This is a genomic window from Nitrogeniibacter aestuarii (assembly GCF_017309585.1).
Classification (GTDB): domain Bacteria; phylum Pseudomonadota; class Gammaproteobacteria; order Burkholderiales; family Rhodocyclaceae; genus Nitrogeniibacter; species Nitrogeniibacter aestuarii.
The window spans coordinates 1372516-1390250 of the sequence record NZ_CP071321.1 but is presented as its reverse complement, the minus strand read 5'-3'; the positions used below and the strand labels follow the sequence as shown (position 1 = coordinate 1390250).

Below are 17735 nucleotides of genomic sequence, written 5' to 3'. Positions count from 1 at the left end.
ATCCTTCAAAAATCGCCCCAGAGGGCTTGGATGGCCGACAGGGCAGCCAGGCCGGCCGTCTCGGTGCGCAATACACGTGGGCCCAGTTGCACCGGTTCGATACAGCGCGCTGCCATGGCCGTGAGCTCCGCCTCTTCCCAACCGCTTTCCGGCCCCACGTAAATCGTCAGGTCAGCCGCCGGGCGGGCCTGTTCACGCAGCGGCTGAACGGCGCCAGGCGCCAACACCCAGCCCCCCTGCGCCTTGGCCAGCCATTGGCCCAGTGGCTGAATGGGCGCAAGTTCGGGCATGGTATTGCGCCCGCATTGCTCGCAGGCGGAAACGACGATGTTGCGCCAGTGAGCCATGCGCTTTTCAGCACGGGCACCATCGAGTCTGAGGATGGAGCGCTTCGCCGCCACTGGCACGATGGCGCTCACCCCCAGTTCAACCGCTTTCTGAATCACCCAGTCCATCTTGTCGGCCGCGGCCAACGCTTGCACAAGCGTCACGCGTACCGGCGATGGCGGCTCTGCGGGCAGAGCCTGCAGGAGATCGACCGTCACGCGGGGTTTGACCGCAGCAATGGTGCCGGCACATGCCCCGCCCTCCCCGTCGAAGAGCACGACCGCCGCACCCGGCGACAGCCTGAGAACACGCGCTGCATGATGCGCCGCGGCCTCAGGAAGCTCGACGCAATCGCCCGCCACGAGCGGGATTGGGCAAAAGAAGCGAAAAATCATCGTGCTATTATAGGGCCGACAACGACGTCTGAAATCGCGCGAGGCGACCTCCACGTCACGCCCCGCATCACCGAGATCCATCTGCCGCATGCCCGTGCGGCTGGAGGTAGCATGAACACCGCCGCCAAGCGCCTGTCCCGCGCCCACGCCCTTGAGTCCCTCGTTCGCGAAATCGCCCGGGAGGCCATCCTGCCGCGCTATCTGAACGTCGCCCGCCGTCGCAAGAGTGACGGTTCACTGTTCACCGAGGCCGATCTGGAATCCCAGCGACTGCTCGAAAAAGCCTTGCCCAACCTCGCGCCGGGTCCGGTCCTGGGCGAAGAGATGACGCAAGAGGAGCAGGCGCACCTGTGGGCCGAGGGCAAACGCGGCCTCTGGTGCATCGACCCGATCGACGGCACCACGAACTTCGCCAATGGCATTCCGTTCTTTGCCGTCTCGGTGGCCTATCTCATGGACCACAAACCGCTGTTCGGCGTGGTCTATAACCCGGCGACGGACGAATCGTTCTACGCCGCGCGGGGGGCCGGCGCGTTCCTCAACGGATCGGAACTTCCGCTACGCGAGCCCGCGCCCGAACTGAAAGACGCCGTCGCCGGCGTTGACTTCAAGCGCATCAGCAACCATCTGGGCGATGAACTGGCCGTGCGCCCTCCCTATTACTCTCAGCGCAACTTCGGTTCCAGCGCGCTCGAATGGTGTTTCGTGGCCGCAGGTAGACTGGATGTCTACCTGCATGGTGGGCAGATGCTGTGGGATTACGCCGCAGGGCATCTCATTCTCGAAGAAGCGGGTGGCACCGCGGTCTCGCTCGATGGCGGCGACCTGCTGGCCGGCCCGGCGGTCAAACGAGGTGTCATTGCCGCCTCCTGCCCGAGCCTGTTTACCGAGTGGCGCACCTGGCTGCAGAACCACTGACTGCAGGGCATGACGCCCTGCCGCCCCTGATTTTCCCCTTTCCGGAGCACTCCCATGTCCATGAAGCATCCGATCATCGCCGTGACCGGCTCGTCGGGCGCGGGCACCACCACGGTCAAGCACACGTTCGAGGCGATCTTTCATCGCGAAAACGTCAATGCCGCCATCGTGGAGGGTGACAGCTTCCATCGCTATACCCGCGACGAGATGAAGCGGGAAATCGAGCAGGCCGAAGCGCAGAACAAACGCGGCATCAGCCATTTCGGCCCCGAGTCGAACAAGCTCGACCTGCTGGAGCAGTTGTTCCGCTCCTACGGTGATTCGGCCACCGGGCGGCGGCGCTATTACATCCACGACGAAGCGCAGGCGGTACAGACAGGACTGCCGATGGGCTCCTTCACCGAGTGGGAAGACCTGCCGGTGGGCACCGACTGCCTGTTCTACGAAGGCCTGCATGGCGCCGTGGTGACTGAAGAGGTCGACGTGGCACGCCATGTGGACCTGCTCATTGGTGTGGTGCCGACGATCAACCTGGAGTGGATCCAGAAGCTGCATCGGGACACCCGGGTGCGCGGTTACTCGAAGGAAGCCGTTCAGGACACGGTGCTGCGACGGATGCACGACTACGTCCACTTCATCGTGCCGCAGTTCTCACGCACCCACATCAACTTCCAGCGCGTGCCGGTGGTGGACACCTCCAACCCGTTTTCGGCGCGCGACGTACCGACGCTGGAAGAATCGATGGTCGTGATTCGTTTCAAGGATCCACGCGGGGTGGACTTCCCTTACCTGCTGCGCATGCTGCACGACTCGTTCATGTCGCGCGCCAATACCATTGTCGTGCCCGGCGGTCGGCTCGACCTGGCCATGCAGTTGATCCTCACCCCGCTGATCTGGAAGCTCATGGAGCGCCGACGCCAGTGGGTGTAAAGATCAAGCAAATTAATGATTCCATTAAGTTAATTTAGTTTCCACGTTACATCAGGTGTGACAGGCGCCAGTGTCTCGAAACTACCCAAGTGGGCCCATTTCGACGATAATTGCGCCTTTTCCGCCACAGACTCACCCGTCGCGAGAGAGCAATGTCAGTCGAGCGCAACATCACCGCCCCCCAGTTCAATCCCATCACCGGTGCCATTCGCGCCCTGGCGATGGACGCCGTCCAGAAGGCCAAATCGGGCCACCCGGGCGCACCCATGGGGATGGCGGAAATCGCCGAAGTGTTGTGGCGCCATCATCTCAAGCACAACCCGGCCAACCCGGACTGGGCCGATCGCGACCGCTTCGTGCTGTCCAACGGTCACGGCTCCATGCTCATCTATGCGCTGCTGCATCTGACCGGCTACGATCTGTCCATTGACGATCTGAAAAACTTCCGTCAGCTACACAGCAAGACCCCGGGGCACCCGGAATACGGCTACGCGCCCGGCATCGAAACCACCACCGGCCCGCTCGGCCAGGGCATCACCAACGCGGTCGGCATGGCGCTGGCCGAAAAAGTGCTGGCGGACGAATTCAACCAGCCAGGACACGACATCGTCGATCACCGCACCTGGGTGTTCCTGGGTGATGGCTGCCTGATGGAAGGCATCTCCCACGAAGCCTGCTCGCTGGCCGGCACCTGGGGGCTGGGCAAGCTGACCGCCTTCTACGACGACAACAACATCTCCATCGACGGCCATGTGGACGGCTGGTTCACCGACGACACGCCCAAGCGTTTCGAAGCCTACGGCTGGCAGGTGATCCGTGATGTGCAGGGCCACGACCCGGTCGCCATCCAGGCGGCCGTCGAACAGGCCAAGTCCAACACCACCCAGCCGACCCTGATCTGCTGCAAAACGGTCATCGGCGCGGGCGCCCCCAACAAGCAGGGTGGCCACGACGTGCACGGCGCCCCCTTGGGGGATGCCGAAATCGCCGCCACGCGCGAGTACATTGGTTGGAGCCACCCGCCGTTCGAAATCCCCGACGACGTGTACGCGGCCTGGAACGCACGTGAAGCCGGCGCACAGGCTGAGGCCGAGTGGAACGCGCGCTTTGCCGCCTACCGTGCTGCGCATCCTGATCTGGCCGCCGAATTCGAGCGCCGGATGAGCGGCAAACTGCCGAGCGACTGGACCGCCCATGTGGATGCCGTGCTCGACCAGGTCACCGACAAAGCCGAGACCATCGCCACCCGCAAGGCCAGCCAGAACAGCATCGAAGCCTTTGCCCCGAAGCTGCCGGAACTGCTCGGCGGCTCAGCCGATCTGGCCGGCTCCAACCTGACCCTGTGGTCCGGCGCCAAGGGCGTCAGTCGTGAGCATGGCGGCAACTACGTGTATTACGGCGTGCGCGAGTTCGGCATGGCCGCCATCGCCAACGGCGCGGCCCTGCACGGCGGCCTCATCCCCTACACTGCCACCTTCCTGATGTTCAGCGAGTACGCGCGCAATGCGCTGCGCATGGCTGCGCTCATGAAGATCCGTCAGTTGTTCGTCTTCACCCACGACTCCATCGGCCTGGGCGAAGATGGCCCGACCCACCAGCCGGTCGAGCAGATCGCCACCCTGCGCTACATCCCCAACATGGATGTCTGGCGCCCGTGCGACACGACCGAATCCGCCATGGCCTGGGCCTGCGCCATCGAGCGAGCCGATGGCCCCAGCACCCTGTGCTTCTCGCGTCAGAACCTGCCGTTCCAGCCGCGCTCTGCCGCGCAGGTGAGCGGCATCCGTCGCGGTGGCTACGTATTGTCCGAAGCCGGCAATGCCTCACGCGGTGAAGCGCCCCACGCCGTTATCATCGCCACAGGCTCGGAAGTCGCGCTGGCCATGGAGGCACAGGCCAAACTGGCCGAGGTGGGCACCTTCGTGTCGGTGGTGTCCATGCCCAGTACCAATGTATTCGATCGCCAGGAAGCCGCCTACAAGGCCTCTGTCCTGCCCGCGGGTGCTCCCCGCGTGGCCATCGAGGCCGGTGTGACCGACTTCTGGCGCAAGTACGTAGGCCTTGAAGGCGCTGTGATCGGTATCGACCGCTTCGGCGAGTCGGCACCGGCCGGGCAGCTTTTCAAGGAATTCGGCATCACCAGCGATGCCGTCGTCGATGCCGTGCGCACCCTGGTGGGTTGAGCGCAGGCGCGACAGGGAGACAGAATCTAAAACCTGGAAAAGGAAGCAATCCTATGAGCATCAAAGTCGCAATCAACGGTTTCGGTCGAATCGGTCGCTGCACGCTGCGGGCCATTTACGAACTGGGCCTGCAGAACGAGCTGGAAGTGGTCGCCATCAACGCCTCCGGCGATCTGGCCACCAACGCCCACCTGCTCAAGTACGACACCACCCACGGTCGTTTCGCCACTTCGGTGAGCACCGAAGGCGAGAACTGCATCATCATCGACGGCAAGCCGATCGCCTTCTACTCCACCAAGGATCCGAAGGGCGTGAACTGGGGTGACCATGGCGTGGACGTGCTCATGGAGTGCACCGGTGCCTACACCACCAAGGCCAAGGCGCAGCAGCTGCTGGACATGGGCGCCAAGCGTGTGCTGATCTCCGCCCCGGGCGGTGACGATGTGGACGCCACCGTGGTGATGGGTGTGAACGAAGAAGTGCTGACCGCCGGCATGACCGTGGTCTCCAATGCCTCTTGCACCACCAACTGCCTGGCTCCGGTCGCCAAGGTGCTGGAAAACAACATCGGCATCAAGCAGGGCCTGATGACCACCGTGCACGCCTACACCAACGATCAGGTGACCGTGGACGTGCGCCACAAGGACCTGCGTCGTGCCCGTGCCGCGGCCCAGAACATCATCCCGACCAAGACGGGTGCCGCCAAGGCCGTGGGTCTGGTGCTGCCTCAGCTCAAGGGCAAGGTCGATGGCTTCGCCCTGCGCGTGCCGACCGTGAATGTGTCGCTGGTGGATCTGACCTTCACCGCCGAGCGTCCGACCTCCAAGGAAGAGATCAACGAACTGATGATCGCGGCCGCCAACGGTCCGCTCAAGGGCATCATGGCCGTCAATGACGAGCCGCTGGTGTCCAGCGACTTCAACCACACCACGGTGTCCTCCACCTTCGACCTGACCCAGACCCGCGTCATCGACGGCAATCTGGTCAAGGTGCTGGCCTGGTACGACAACGAGTGGGGCTACTCCTGCCGCATGCTGGACGCCGCCCGCGCGTTCGCCGCTGCCAAGTAAGACCGTTTTCGGGGGCGCCACGGCGCCCCCGATTTCGTGAACGCTCAAGCAACACCTTCATGACCGTCCGCATCGCCATCAACGGTTACGGCCGCATTGGCCGTTGCTTCCTGCGCGCGCTGTATGAATCGCCGCGTCGCGATCAATGGCAAGTCGTGGCCATCAATGAACCGGCCGACCTGGCCAGTATCGAATACCTAACACGCTTCGACTCCACTCACGGCCGTTTTCCCGGTGTCGTGGATGTGGCCGAGGGCGCACTTCGCATCGATGGCGAGCCCATCGTGGTCACTCACGCCACGCGCCCGGAGGATGTCGATTGGGCAGCCCTCGGTATTGACGTGCTCGTCGAATGCTCCGGACGCTACGGCACCCGTGAAGACCTGACCCGGTTCATCCAGGCCGGCTGCCCGCGTGTGCTGCTCTCGCAGCCGGGCCAGAGCGCCGAGGCCGTGGATGCCACGACCGTGTTCGGGGTCAATCACGACGACCTCAAGGGTACCGAAACCATCGTCTCGAACGCCTCCTGCACCACCAATGCCGTCGTGCCGGTGCTGGGCCTGCTGGACGCTGCGTTTGGCGTCGACCATGCCCTGCTGACCACCTTGCACTCGGTGATGAACGATCAGCCCTTGATCGACGGCTATCACGACAAGGATCTGCGACGCACCCGCTCCGCCATGCAGTCGATCATCCCGGTGGCTACCGGGCTGGCGCGCGGCGTCGAGCGTCTGTTGCCACAGCTGACGGGCCGCGTTCAGGCCAAGGCCATCCGCGTACCCACCCTCAACGTGTCGGCCATCGAACTGACGCTGACTCTGCACCAGCCGGTCGACACCCAGCGCCTGAACCGGCTCGTGGCCGATGCCGCGCACGGACGTTTTGCCAATCTGCTCGCCTATACCGAGCAGGCGCATGCCTCGATCGATTTCAATCACGACCCCCACTCGGCCGTCATCGACGGCGGCCAGACCCTGGTCAGCGGCGACCGGCTCGCCACCATGCTGCTGTGGTTCGACAACGAGTGGGGTTTTGCCAGCCGGATGGTGGACGTGCTTTCGCACTGGCACCCTCGCTGGCAACACTGACGCACAGAATTTTCAACTTCCATCGCCATCCTCACCATTCTCAGGAGATTCAACTCATGCAAGTCAAAAAGCTTCAGGACCTGGACGTTGCCGGCAAGCGCGTCTTCATCCGTGCCGACCTGAACGTGCCGCAGGACGAGGCCGGCAACATCACCGAAGACACCCGCATTCGCGCCTCGATTCCCTCCATCCAGTACTGCCTCGACAAGGGCGCGGCGGTGATGGTCACCTCCCACCTGGGACGCCCCACCGAAGGCACCGTGGGCCCCGACGACACCCTGGCGCCCATCGCAGTGCGTCTGGGTCAGCTGCTGGGCAAGCCGGTCAAGCTCGTGTCCGACTGGGTGGATGGTGGCGTCGAGGTCGAACCGGGCCAGATCGTCCTGCTCGAGAACTGCCGCTGCAACAAGGGCGAAAAGAAGGATGACGAGACGCTGTCGAAGAAGATGGCCGCGCTGTGCGACATTTACGTCAACGACGCCTTCGGCACGGCCCACCGCGCCCAGGCCACGACCCACGGCATCGCACGCTTTGCCCCGGTCGCCTGCGCCGGCATGCTGATGGGCGCCGAGATCGACGCGCTCTCCAAGGCTCTGCACGCCCCGGCACGTCCGCTGGTGGCCATTGTCGGTGGTGCCAAGGTATCGACCAAGCTGACCATCCTCAAGACGCTGGCCGACAAGGTCGATCAGTTGATCGTCGGTGGCGGCATCGCCAACACCTTCCTGCTGGCCGCCGGGCATAACATCGGTGAATCGCTGGCCGAACCCGAAATGGTCAAGGAAGCCAAAGAGGTCATGGACATCATGGCCGCCCGTGGCGCCGAAGTCCCCCTGCCCACCGACGTGGTCGTGGCCGACGAGGTGTCTGCGCTGGCCCGTGCCAACCGCGTCGCCATTGATGACGTGGCCGATCACGACCGCATTCTCGACTTTGGCCCCAAGAGTGCCGCCAAGCTCGCCGACATCATCGCTCATGCCGGCACCATCGTCTGGAACGGCCCGGTCGGCGTTTTCGAGTACAACCAGTTTGCCGGTGGCACCAAGATGATGGCCTCGGCCATTGCCCACTCCGAAGCCTTCTCAATCGCGGGCGGCGGTGACACGCTGGCCGCGATTGCCAAGTTCGACATCGCTGGCGACGTGGGTTACATCTCCACGGGTGGTGGCGCCTTCCTCGAGTTTCTCGAAGGCAAGACCCTGCCGGCCATCGAAGCACTCGAAGCGCGCTTCAACGACTGAAGCCGGTTGTGTTCGCGCACACGTGATGAAGGGCGGCCCCGAGGCCGCCCTTTTTTATACGATGTCCTGATGGCGCTGCACGACCATCCCGCAAGGGCAAAAATCGCTCAAACATGATGCGGACGCGCCGTTGAGACATTATCGATCAGTGTAGATCGCGCCTAACATAGATTCATGCCCATCCCCGTCAGTGCTCTGATCGCTTCCCCGCGACGCCTGCTTGCGGCAATCCTCCTGTTCGTGGCACTGGACCTTTCCGTCCTCGTCACCAACCTGTGGATCGCCCATCAGGTGGCTGAGGATGCTGTGGCCATCAACATGGCCGGGCGCCAGCGCATGCTCTCCCAGCGCATGACCAAATCACTCTTGCTGGCCGCAAACTCCAGCGCCCCCGAGCATGCCGACCTCGCCGCCGAAGAGTTCATTTCGGCTTACTCCCTGTTCAATCAGACACTTGAAGCCTTCGCTCACGGTGGCCAGACACTTGGCGGCGACGGCAAGACGGTGCAATTGCATGCCGTCGACGGCGCCGCCAGCGAGTACATCGCCGAAGCCCGCCGCCTGCTCAAGCCGCTCACCGTGCAATTGGTGGATCACGCGAAGACGGACGCTGTGTGGGCACCAGCCGCCACCTACATGGTCAGCACCAACGTTGAAATCCTCCAGCTGATGAACCGGCTGACCTCCCGCCTGGAGCACGATTCCGTCCAACGGACCGAGCAGCTTCGCGTCATCCAGACGCTCGCGTTCCTGCTCGCACTGGGTAATTTCATCGCCATCGTCATCGGCCTGACCCGCCGCCACAAAGAGATGGAGAACGAAAAAGAGCATTGGCAGCAACTCGCTCGCCACGACGCGCTCACTGGCCTGACCAACCGCAAGGGGTTTTTCGAAGCCGCGGAACGGGTCCTCAGCCGCGCTCAGCGCGAATCGGAGTGCGGCGCCCTGTTCCTGCTCGACCTCGACGGCTTCAAACCCATCAATGACACCCTCGGCCACCCGATCGGCGATCATGTACTGAAGAACTTCGGTGATCGCCTTCAGAGCATCGCCCGCCAATCGGATGTGACAGCACGGCTCGGAGGCGACGAGTTCGTTCTGCTGTGCCCCGGCCTTCAGGGCGCATCGACCATCGACAGCGTGTGCGAGCGCATTGTTGACGCGGTGCGCAGCGTCGGCCCCATGTCGGTGAATGGAAAGTCGCTGGGCGTGAGCATCGGCGTCGCACATTACACGCCCGACAGTTACGACATCAACGCCCTGATTGCCGCAGCAGATCGAGCCATGTATGAAGCCAAGCGCAGTGGCAGCAACCTGTGGCGCACGCAGGTGACGAATTCCGCAATACCCAAGGACGCTCAGTCGCAATGACGCTCGGCGTGCGCATCACTGACACATCATCGCGCTAGAATGCGAGCAGCCAGAGAAATCACAATAAATCGAGAGGAGTCCTGATGGCTCGCCACACCAAGATCGTTGCCACCCTCGGCCCGAGTTCGTCTGAACTGCCCGTCCTTGAACGGATGGTTCATGCCGGCGTCGATGTGGTCCGCATGAATTTTTCCCACGGCACGGCCGAAGACCACATCGCACGCGCCGAAGCCATTCGCGAGGCCAGCGCACGCGCCGGTCGCCCGGTCGGCATTCTGGCCGACCTGCAAGGGCCCAAGATCCGCGTCGGCAAATTTGCCGAGGGCAAGATCACCCTCAAGGAAGGCGCAGATTTCGTCCTCGACGCCAGTTGCAAGGAAGGCAACAACCAGACCGTCGGTCTGGACTACCCCGACCTGCCGAACGATGTGGGCCCCGGTGACATCCTGCTGCTCGACGACGGGCGCATCAAGCTGCGTGTCGAAAAGGTGCTGGGCTCGGCCATCCATTGCCGGGTCAAGGTGGGCGGTCTGCTGTCCAACAACAAGGGGATCAACCGCCAGGGCGGTGGTCTGTCGGCGCCGGCACTCACGGCCAAGGACATGGACGACATCCGCACCGCGGCCAAGATCGGTGTGGACTTTGTCGCTGTCTCGTTCCCCAAGAGTGCGGCGGACATGTACATGGCACGTCAGCTACTGCGTGCCGCCGGCGGGAAAGCCCTGCTGATCGCGAAGATCGAGCGCGTCGAAGCCTGCGCCAACCTCGACGAGATTCTTGACGCCTCTGACGGCATCATGGTGGCGCGTGGCGATCTGGCCGTCGAAGTCGGCGATGCGGCCGTGCCCGCCTTGCAGAAAAAAATGCTGCGCGCCGCACGCGACCGGAACAAGCTGACCATCACCGCCACCCAGATGATGGAATCGATGATCACCAGCCCGGTGCCCACGCGCGCCGAAGTCTCCGACGTCGCCAACGCCGTGCTCGACGGCACCGACGCGGTCATGCTCTCCGCCGAAACCGCCGCCGGCAACTACCCGGTCGAGACCATCGAGGCCATGTCGCGGGTGTGCCTCGAGGCTGAGAAATCCAACGAAGTGACGCTTGAGCGCGACTTCCTCGCCCGCACCTTCACGCGCATCGACCAGTCAATTGCCATGGCGGCCATCTGGACGGCGTACCACCTCAAGGTCAAGGCCATTGCATCGCTCACCCAGACCGGCTCCACCGCGCTGTGGATGAGCCGGCTCAATTCCGGCGTGCCCATCTACGCGCTCACCCCGGAGAAAGCGGCCCGCAACCAGATGACGCTGTACCGGGAGGTCTATCCGCTGCTCATGTCGCAGACCCATCAGGATCGCGACGTGCTGCTCTGGGAGGCCGAGCAGATCCTGCTCGACCAGGGGGCGGTGGAGTATGGCGACCTGATCGTGCTGACCATTGGCGAACCCATCGGCTCGAGCGGCGGCACCAACACGCTCAAGATCGTGCGCGTGGGCGACCACCCGGCACCGGGCGTCGCTGACTGAACGCATACCACCCGAGGGCTGCAGTTTTGCTAGACTGCGCCCCGAATCGTTAATCGACCTTCCGGTGCCCGCCATGGCGGGAGAATCGGGAATGCGGTGCAGGGCTGAGCCCGATTCCGCAACGTGCCCAACGCTGTGAGGGGGACGCCGGCGACCACGATGCCACCGCAAGGGAAGGCGTCGCCGGTGGATGAACCCGAGTCAGAAGACCGGCCGGAAGGCACCTGAAACAGCAAGGCCCGGCTGTTTCCCACACGCTTGATCAAGGGGAATCATGCAAGCGTCCAGCCCTCGCGCGCCCGCACTCGATGCGACCGAACGCGCCATCATCTATCGCAACATGCTGTCGCGTCGCGACGTGCGCAGCCAGTTCGTCCCCGACCCGGTGGACGACGCCCTGCTCGCCCGCATTCTCACCGCAGCGCATTTTGCGCCCTCGGTGGGCTTCATGCAGCCCTGGAGCTTTGTGCTGGTCAGACGCGACGCCATCAAGCAGCAGGTGCATGACGCTTTCCTGACGGCAAATCACGAAGCTGCCGATATGTTCGAAGGCGCTCAGCGCGAGGCCTACAAAACGCTGCGGCTCGAAGGCATTCTCGAGGCGCCGGTCAATCTGTGCATCACCTGCGATCGTGATCGTGCCGGGCCGGTCGTTCTCGGCCGCACCCATCAAAAAGCCATGGACCTCTACAGCACCGTGTGTGCCGTGCAGAACCTGTGGCTGGCCGCCCGCGCCGAGGGATTGGGGGTGGGCTGGGTGAGCATCTTTCACAAGGCCGCCATTCGCGACATCCTCAAGCTGCCCGAGCGCATCATGCCGGTCGCCTATCTGTGCATCGGCCATGTGAGCCACTTTCTCGACCAGCCCGAACTGGAGAAAGCCGGCTGGCGACAGCGACTGCCCCTGGAGGATCTCATCCACTTCGACCAGTGGGGGGGTGAGGACAGCGACGACGCCTTGCGCGCCGAGGTGCGGGCTGCGCAGGCGCTGGCAACAAATGGTTGCCCTCCATTGTGATGCGTCGCACCACAACTTTCATGCAAGCGCGTTAAAATCCCAAGATTGCATTGCGGCACTGCGACCGCAACCCCAACGAACAACCCAACAGATCATCTGGAGAGACTGTCATGCCGCTCGTATCCATGCGCCAGCTGCTCGACCATGCTGCCGAAAACAGCTATGGCCTGCCCGCCTTCAACGTGAATAACCTGGAGCAGGTTCAGGCCATCATGGAAGCGGCCGCCGAAACCGACAGCCCGGTGATCATGCAGGCCTCTGCCGGTGCGCGCAAATACGCCGGCGAAGCCTTCCTGCGTCATCTGATCGATGCAGCGGTCGAGTCCTACCCCAATATTCCGGTGGTAATGCACCAGGACCACGGCCAGTCGCCTGCGGTGTGCATGGCCGCCATGCGCTCCGGCTTCTCCTCGGTGATGATGGACGGCTCGCTCATGGAAGACGGCAAGACACCATCCTCCTACGAATACAACGTCGATGTGAGCCGCAAGGTTGTCGAGATGGCCCACAGCATTGGCGTGACGGTCGAAGCCGAACTGGGCTGCCTGGGCTCGCTCGAAACCGGCATGGCTGGCGAAGAAGACGGTATCGGTGCCGAAGGCGTACTCGATCACAGCGCCCTGCTCACCGACCCGGATCAGGCCGCCGACTTCGTCAAGCAGACCGACTGCGACGCCCTGGCCATCGCCATCGGCACCAGCCACGGCGCCTACAAGTTCACCCGCAAGCCCACGGGCGACATCCTCGCCATCGAGCGCATCAAGGCCATTCACGAGCGCATCCCCAACACCCACCTGGTGATGCACGGCTCCTCCAGCGTGCCCCAGGATCTGCTCGAAATCATCCGCCAATACGGTGGCGACATGAAGGAAACCTACGGCGTGCCGGTCGAGGAAATCGTCCAGGGCATCAAGTACGGCGTGCGCAAGATCAACATCGACACGGATATCCGCCTGGCCATGACCGGCGCCGTGCGCAAGTTCTTCGCCGAGAACCCCTCCAAGTTCGACCCGCGCGAATTCAACAAGCCGGCCCGTGAAGCGGCCAAGCGGGTGTGTATCGACCGCTACGAAGCCTTTGGTTGCGCCGGCATGGCCAGCAAGATCAAGCCGGTGTCGCTCGAGAAGATCGCCGCCCGTTACAAGGCCGGCGAACTCAAACAGGTCGTGCGCTGACACAGCGCCTGATGAGACATCACAACGGCATCTCTCGGGATGCCGTTTTTCATGGAGTGCCTCATGACGCACTGCTTCACCTACGGCTCGCTGATGTGCGAGGACATCTTCACCGCGGTCACCGGCCTGACGCTCAGCCCCCTGCCCGCTCAACTGGCCGGCTATACGCGTCATCCGGTCATCGGCACCGACTACCCGGGCATCCAGCCGGCCGAAGGCAAATCCGTGCCGGGCATGCTGTATCTGGATGTCCCTCATGACGGTCTGGCTCGGCTTGATCATTTCGAAGGTGACGAGTATCTGCGCGAACGCGTTCAGGTCAGGTTGAGCGACGGTCGCATCGAAAGCGCCTGGGTTTACGTCTTTCATCCCGACCAGCGCGAGCGTCTGGCAGCAGGCGACTGGGATTTCGAGCATTTCCTCGCCGAAGGCAAGGCCCGGTTCCTGCAGCGGCACCCGCCCGCACCGCTGTAACCCCGGTCGTCACCGTCTGTTCGACGCCTCGACAGCCTGTTACATTAGGTGCCCCGCCCCGACTGACCTTTGCCATGTCGCTGTTCGAAGAACATCCGCTCCGTCAGGCGCTCAACGACGAAGTCCACGCGCGCCCTTCCGTACCGCTCTACGGCCCCACACGTATCAGCTATCTGGCGTTCGTGCACGTCAATGGCAGCAGTGATGCGGAACATCACCATCTGGAGCAACTGGCGCAGCAGCTGGGCATTGCACTGCCCCCCACCGGCAAGGGGCACGTGATCATCGACGCTGGCGATTTCCGTCTCAAGTGGGAGCGCCACAACGAGTTCTCCAGCTACACCTTCTACCGGGATGTGGCCCCCGCCGAATCCGAGGACACCACGGCGCTGCTGACAGTACCTGCGGCGTGGCGCAAGGCGATTCCGGGGCAGGTGCTGGTCGCCACGCACCTGCACGTCCTCGATGCAAAGACCCACCCGCCCGAGGCCCGGGTCGCCGAGCTCAAGGACCCGTCGCAGATGTGTGTGGTCTCGCGTTTCGCCGGCAACGCCGGCTGGATGTTCTCCGACTTCAAGATCCACGACGGTTTTTCACGCATAACCGTCATCGACGAGAACCTGGAACGCCGCCAGGCTGGTCGGAATGTGCAACGCCTGCTCGAAATCGAAACCTACCGTTCCATGGCCTTGCTGGCCTTTCCGGTCGCCAAGGCCATCAGCCCGCTGCTGACCGAGGCCGAGAATGAACTGGCCGATCTCATGGACGCCATGGGCCGGGCCGAGACCCACGAGGACGAACGCGACATCCTCACCCGCCTGACGCGCCTGTCCGCCACGGTGGAACAATCGGTGGCGCGGACCACCTTCCGCTTCGGCGCGGCCGCGGCCTACCACGGCCTGGTCAAGCAACGCACCGCCGAGCTGCGCGAAGTGCGCGTGCCCGGCTTTCCGAACATTGCCGATTTCATCGAACGACGCCTGGCCCCTGCGCTCAACACCTGCGCCGCCATCGCGCGCCGACAGGAAGACCTCTCCGCCCGCATTGCCCGTAACAGCCAGCTGCTGCGAACCCGGGTGGATATCGAGCTGCAGCAGCAGAACCAGGGCGTGCTGACCCAGATGAACAAGCGCGCCAAGCTCCAGCTACGCCTGCAGGAAACAGTCGAAGGCCTGTCCGTCGTCGCCATCACCTATTACGCGTCCCAACTGGTCAATTACCTCTCCAAGGGCGCAAAACCTCTCATCAAGCCATTGACCCCCGACGTCATCACGGCCATCTCGATTCCGGTGATCGCGCTGATGGTTGCGCTGGGGCTGAGGCGAATGAAAAAGAAAATTGCCGCCGCTGAGGCGCACGAATAACACTTGGGGGCGTGATTCGCTTCATTGACGAAGCCCCTTGCACTTGGGATATTCCCGGCTTCATCTTTTCACGCTGACGTCCGATGCTTTTTACCAGCGCAGCCTTTGCGTTTCTCTACCTTCCGGTCGTCGTCGGCGTCTACTTTCTGCTGCCGGCCAAGTGTCGTCGCTGGGGTGCAGCCTGGTTATTCGCCGCGTCGGTGTTCTTTTACGGCTACTGGATGCCCGAGTACGTGGTTCTGCTGCTCGGCTCCATCGTCTGGAACTACTGGGTCGGCCTCAGAATCGCCACGCACGGCGCTGGCACCGCCGGGGGTAAAACCTGGCTGATCACCGGGGTCACCGTCAACCTGGCGCTGCTGGCCTACTACAAGTACGCGGGCTTCCTGGTCGCCAGCATGGCCGCGCTGCTGGGCGCAGACTGGCCGCCGGTTCACATCGAACTGCCCATCGGCATCTCGTTCTTCACCTTCACGCAGATCGCGTTCCTCGCCGACGCCTACCAGAAGGGCACGCGCGAATATGCTTTCTCCCACTACGGGCTGTTCGTCACCTATTTTCCCCACCTGGTCGCCGGCCCGGTGCTTCATCATGCCCAGATGATGCCGCAGTTCAGGGACACCTCGACTCACCGCTTCAACAGCGGCAACTTCGTCGGGGGCTTGATCATCTTCATGATCGGCCTGTTCAAGAAAGTCGTGCTTGCCGACGGTATCGCGCCCTATGCCGACGAGGTGTTCAATGCCGTCCAGCAAGGCGCCACGCCCGACACGCTCGAGGCGTGGATGGCGGCACTGGCCTACACCTTCCAGCTCTATTTCGATTTCTCCGGCTATTCCGACATGGCGATCGGACTGTCATGGATGCTCAATATCCGCCTGCCGTTCAATTTCGACTCGCCCTACAAGGCCCGGTCCATCTCTGAATTCTGGCGCCGCTGGCACATCAGCCTGTCGAACTTCCTGCGTGACTACCTGTACATTCCGCTGGGCGGCAACCGCAAAGGACCGTCAAGGCGCTATGTGAATCTGTTCATCACCATGCTGCTGGGCGGCCTGTGGCATGGCGCGGCCTGGACCTTCGTGGTGTGGGGTGGGCTGCACGGACTCTATCTGGCCATCAATCACGCCTTCAGTGCCATCGTCCAGCGCAGGGCGCCCCGACTCTCCAGCCTGCCGGCCTACCGACTCCTGGGGTGGGGATTGACGTTCCTGAGTGTCGTGATCGCCTGGGTGTTCTTCCGGGCAGAAAGCTTCGCCGCCGCGTTCGCCATGCTTCGCGCGATGTATGCGCCGACACACGGTGGCGATCACGGCATTTTGTGGAACAGCGGGCTGGACGTTGCCCGGGGCCTTTCCTGGTGTGCAAGCCTGTCCCTGATCGCATTTGTGGGGCCCAACAGCAACCGCCTGGGCGAGCTGGCGCTCAACGTCACCCGACAACACGGCAACGCCCGATCGATTCTCGCGGGCAGCGCTTTCATCCTGGCCTGCCTGCTGGTCCTGCTCAATGAGACACGCGACGCCATGAGCGCCTTCATCTACTTCAATTTCTGAGGCGCCTTGTGCTACGAAAACCAGCGCTCTTCGTCACCGGCTTCCTTGCCACACTGGTCGGGCTGGAGTGCATCATGCAACTCCTGCCCGTCCCTTCGGCGACCATGGCGGGTTACTACATCGACCCCGCCATCGAGACGTATCCGCCCAATCATCGCTTCACTGTTGCCACGGGCTGGGATCTGAAGAACGCTCGCCATCACGAGACCAACAACTTCGGTTTTGTCGACGCACACGACTTCGCGCCCAACCCGGCCGCGATCGCAGTCATTGGTGACAGCTACGTCGAAGCCAACATGCTGGCAGAAGAACTCCGTATCGGGCCGCAGCTTGAAGCTCTCGTAAACGACGGGCCGGTGTATTCAATGGGGGTGCCCGGCACGAGCCTGCTCGACTACGCACACCGGGCGCGCTTCGCTCATGAGCAGTGGGGCGTTCAGCAGTTCGTCATCGTGGTCGAAACCGGCGATGTCCGCCAGATGCTCTGTGGCTCGGGCAACCATGCGCGTGATTGTGTTGACACCGATACGCTGGAACTTCGTCAGGTCACGCCGCCACAGCCCGGGCTGCTCAAACGTGTCATGCGTCACTCGGCGCTGGCGCAATACCTCTTCTCTCAATTGAGAATCCAACCGGGCAAGTGGCTCAAGGAGCTCGTTTCCCACCAGGCCAGAAAGGCGAAGCCGGCGTCGGACAAAACCAGTGCCGATCCGGTCGATGCGACCAAGGCGAGCCAACTGATCGACCGATTCATTGCATCGATGCCGAGCATATCTCGCCCGCCGGTGATCGTGATCAACGTTTCTCACTTCAGCGGCAACATTCAGGCGTGGAATCAAGTGCATATGGACATGCTCGCCGACAAGGCCCGCGCAGCCGGCATGCACGTGGTGCCGCTTGCGCCGATCTTCGCTCGCTGGGAGACCTCGTCCCCCCTCTCCCTGGCCGTGGGTCCTTACGACAAGCACTGGAACGCCACCGCACATCGCCTGGCCGCCGAAGCGGTTGCCGACCGGCTTGGGAATTGAGCGGTCGTGACACAGGAGTCCGACACCAGGGTAGCTGCCTGATTATTGAGCGAAGCTCACGGGCGCAC

At 63.0% G+C, this 17735-nt stretch carries 15 protein-coding genes and 1 riboswitch; of the genes, 14 read left to right on the top strand and 1 reads right to left on the bottom strand.

From position 1 onward, the window contains the following. Positions 1–5: 5 nt before the first annotated feature. Positions 6–722 carry a 16S rRNA (uracil(1498)-N(3))-methyltransferase gene (locus tag J0W34_RS06375; RefSeq protein ID WP_227817025.1) on the bottom strand — a complete coding sequence of 239 codons (717 nt, stop codon included), beginning with the start codon at positions 720–722 and terminating at the stop codon, positions 6–8. A gap of 111 nt (positions 723–833) precedes the next feature. On the opposite strand from J0W34_RS06375, the gene J0W34_RS06370 reads away from it, so the two are divergent. The 14 genes from J0W34_RS06370 (at position 834) to J0W34_RS06305 (ending at position 17667) form a co-directional block, all read left to right on the top strand. Beyond that, positions 834–1640: an inositol monophosphatase family protein gene (locus tag J0W34_RS06370; RefSeq protein ID WP_227817026.1), complete on the top strand. Its 807-nt coding sequence runs from the start codon at positions 834–836 to the stop codon at positions 1638–1640. A 54-nt stretch (positions 1641–1694) separates the two neighbouring features. Next, positions 1695–2570, top strand: a complete 876-nt coding sequence (locus tag J0W34_RS06365; protein WP_227817027.1) for a phosphoribulokinase — start codon at positions 1695–1697, stop codon at positions 2568–2570. Positions 2571–2722: 152 nt separating this feature from the next. Further along, positions 2723–4753: a transketolase gene (gene tkt / locus J0W34_RS06360; RefSeq protein WP_230971102.1), complete on the top strand. Its 2031-nt coding sequence runs from the start codon at positions 2723–2725 to the stop codon at positions 4751–4753. 53 nt (positions 4754–4806) lie between these two features. Further along, a complete protein-coding gene (gap, locus tag J0W34_RS06355; RefSeq protein ID WP_230971101.1) occupies positions 4807–5823 on the top strand; it encodes a type I glyceraldehyde-3-phosphate dehydrogenase in 1017 nt (338 codons plus the stop codon). Positions 5824–5882: 59 nt separating this feature from the next. Then, entirely contained in the window at positions 5883–6911 is a 1029-nt protein-coding gene (locus J0W34_RS06350; RefSeq protein ID WP_230971100.1) for a type I glyceraldehyde-3-phosphate dehydrogenase, read from the top strand. A 56-nt stretch (positions 6912–6967) separates the two neighbouring features. Beyond that, complete coding sequence (locus tag J0W34_RS06345) at positions 6968–8152, top strand: phosphoglycerate kinase (RefSeq protein WP_230971099.1); 1185 nt, start codon at positions 6968–6970, stop codon at positions 8150–8152. Between the two features lie 174 nt (positions 8153–8326). Next, entirely contained in the window at positions 8327–9523 is a 1197-nt protein-coding gene (locus J0W34_RS06340) for a diguanylate cyclase domain-containing protein (RefSeq protein ID WP_230971098.1), read from the top strand. Between the two features lie 83 nt (positions 9524–9606). Continuing rightward, on the top strand, positions 9607–11052 hold the full coding sequence (gene pyk / locus J0W34_RS06335; protein WP_227817033.1) for a pyruvate kinase: 1446 nt from the start codon (positions 9607–9609) through the stop codon (positions 11050–11052). Between the two features lie 45 nt (positions 11053–11097). Then, positions 11098–11284: riboswitch (cobalamin riboswitch) on the top strand. Between the two features lie 42 nt (positions 11285–11326). Next, positions 11327–12070, top strand: a complete 744-nt coding sequence (gene bluB, locus J0W34_RS06330) for a 5,6-dimethylbenzimidazole synthase (RefSeq protein WP_230971097.1) — start codon at positions 11327–11329, stop codon at positions 12068–12070. A gap of 110 nt (positions 12071–12180) precedes the next feature. Continuing rightward, positions 12181–13245, top strand: a complete 1065-nt coding sequence (fba, locus tag J0W34_RS06325) for a class II fructose-bisphosphate aldolase (protein ID WP_227817035.1) — start codon at positions 12181–12183, stop codon at positions 13243–13245. Positions 13246–13308: 63 nt separating this feature from the next. Next, a complete protein-coding gene (locus J0W34_RS06320) occupies positions 13309–13719 on the top strand; it encodes a gamma-glutamylcyclotransferase family protein (protein WP_230971096.1) in 411 nt (136 codons plus the stop codon). A 74-nt stretch (positions 13720–13793) separates the two neighbouring features. Next, positions 13794–15083 (top strand): DUF3422 family protein, encoded by a 1290-nt coding sequence (locus tag J0W34_RS06315; RefSeq protein WP_230971095.1) that lies wholly within the window; start codon positions 13794–13796, stop codon positions 15081–15083. Positions 15084–15166: 83 nt separating this feature from the next. Then, complete coding sequence (locus J0W34_RS06310; RefSeq protein WP_230971094.1) at positions 15167–16639, top strand: MBOAT family O-acyltransferase; 1473 nt, start codon at positions 15167–15169, stop codon at positions 16637–16639. A gap of 74 nt (positions 16640–16713) precedes the next feature. Continuing rightward, the gene (locus J0W34_RS06305; protein ID WP_230971093.1) at positions 16714–17667 is read left to right on the top strand and encodes a hypothetical protein; all 954 of its coding nucleotides are present in this window, start codon (positions 16714–16716) and stop codon (positions 17665–17667) included. Positions 17668–17735: the final 68 nt, after the last annotated feature.

Bases quoted from the DNA above. Each gene is read 5' to 3' on its own strand.
- J0W34_RS06375 (WP_227817025.1), bottom strand. From the start codon at position 722: ATGATTTTTCGCTTCTTTTGCCCAATCCCGCTCGTGGCGGGCGATTGC.
- J0W34_RS06370 (WP_227817026.1), top strand. From the start codon at position 834: ATGAACACCGCCGCCAAGCGCCTGTCCCGCGCCCACGCCCTTGAGTCC.
- J0W34_RS06365 (WP_227817027.1), top strand. From the start codon at position 1,695: ATGTCCATGAAGCATCCGATCATCGCCGTGACCGGCTCGTCGGGCGCG.
- tkt (WP_230971102.1), top strand. From the start codon at position 2,723: ATGTCAGTCGAGCGCAACATCACCGCCCCCCAGTTCAATCCCATCACC.
- gap (WP_230971101.1), top strand. From the start codon at position 4,807: ATGAGCATCAAAGTCGCAATCAACGGTTTCGGTCGAATCGGTCGCTGC.
- J0W34_RS06350 (WP_230971100.1), top strand. From the start codon at position 5,883: ATGACCGTCCGCATCGCCATCAACGGTTACGGCCGCATTGGCCGTTGC.
- J0W34_RS06345 (WP_230971099.1), top strand. From the start codon at position 6,968: ATGCAAGTCAAAAAGCTTCAGGACCTGGACGTTGCCGGCAAGCGCGTC.
- J0W34_RS06340 (WP_230971098.1), top strand. From the start codon at position 8,327: ATGCCCATCCCCGTCAGTGCTCTGATCGCTTCCCCGCGACGCCTGCTT.
- pyk (WP_227817033.1), top strand. From the start codon at position 9,607: ATGGCTCGCCACACCAAGATCGTTGCCACCCTCGGCCCGAGTTCGTCT.
- bluB (WP_230971097.1), top strand. From the start codon at position 11,327: ATGCAAGCGTCCAGCCCTCGCGCGCCCGCACTCGATGCGACCGAACGC.
- fba (WP_227817035.1), top strand. From the start codon at position 12,181: ATGCCGCTCGTATCCATGCGCCAGCTGCTCGACCATGCTGCCGAAAAC.
- J0W34_RS06320 (WP_230971096.1), top strand. From the start codon at position 13,309: ATGACGCACTGCTTCACCTACGGCTCGCTGATGTGCGAGGACATCTTC.
- J0W34_RS06315 (WP_230971095.1), top strand. From the start codon at position 13,794: ATGTCGCTGTTCGAAGAACATCCGCTCCGTCAGGCGCTCAACGACGAA.
- J0W34_RS06310 (WP_230971094.1), top strand. From the start codon at position 15,167: ATGCTTTTTACCAGCGCAGCCTTTGCGTTTCTCTACCTTCCGGTCGTC.
- J0W34_RS06305 (WP_230971093.1), top strand. From the start codon at position 16,714: ATGCAACTCCTGCCCGTCCCTTCGGCGACCATGGCGGGTTACTACATC.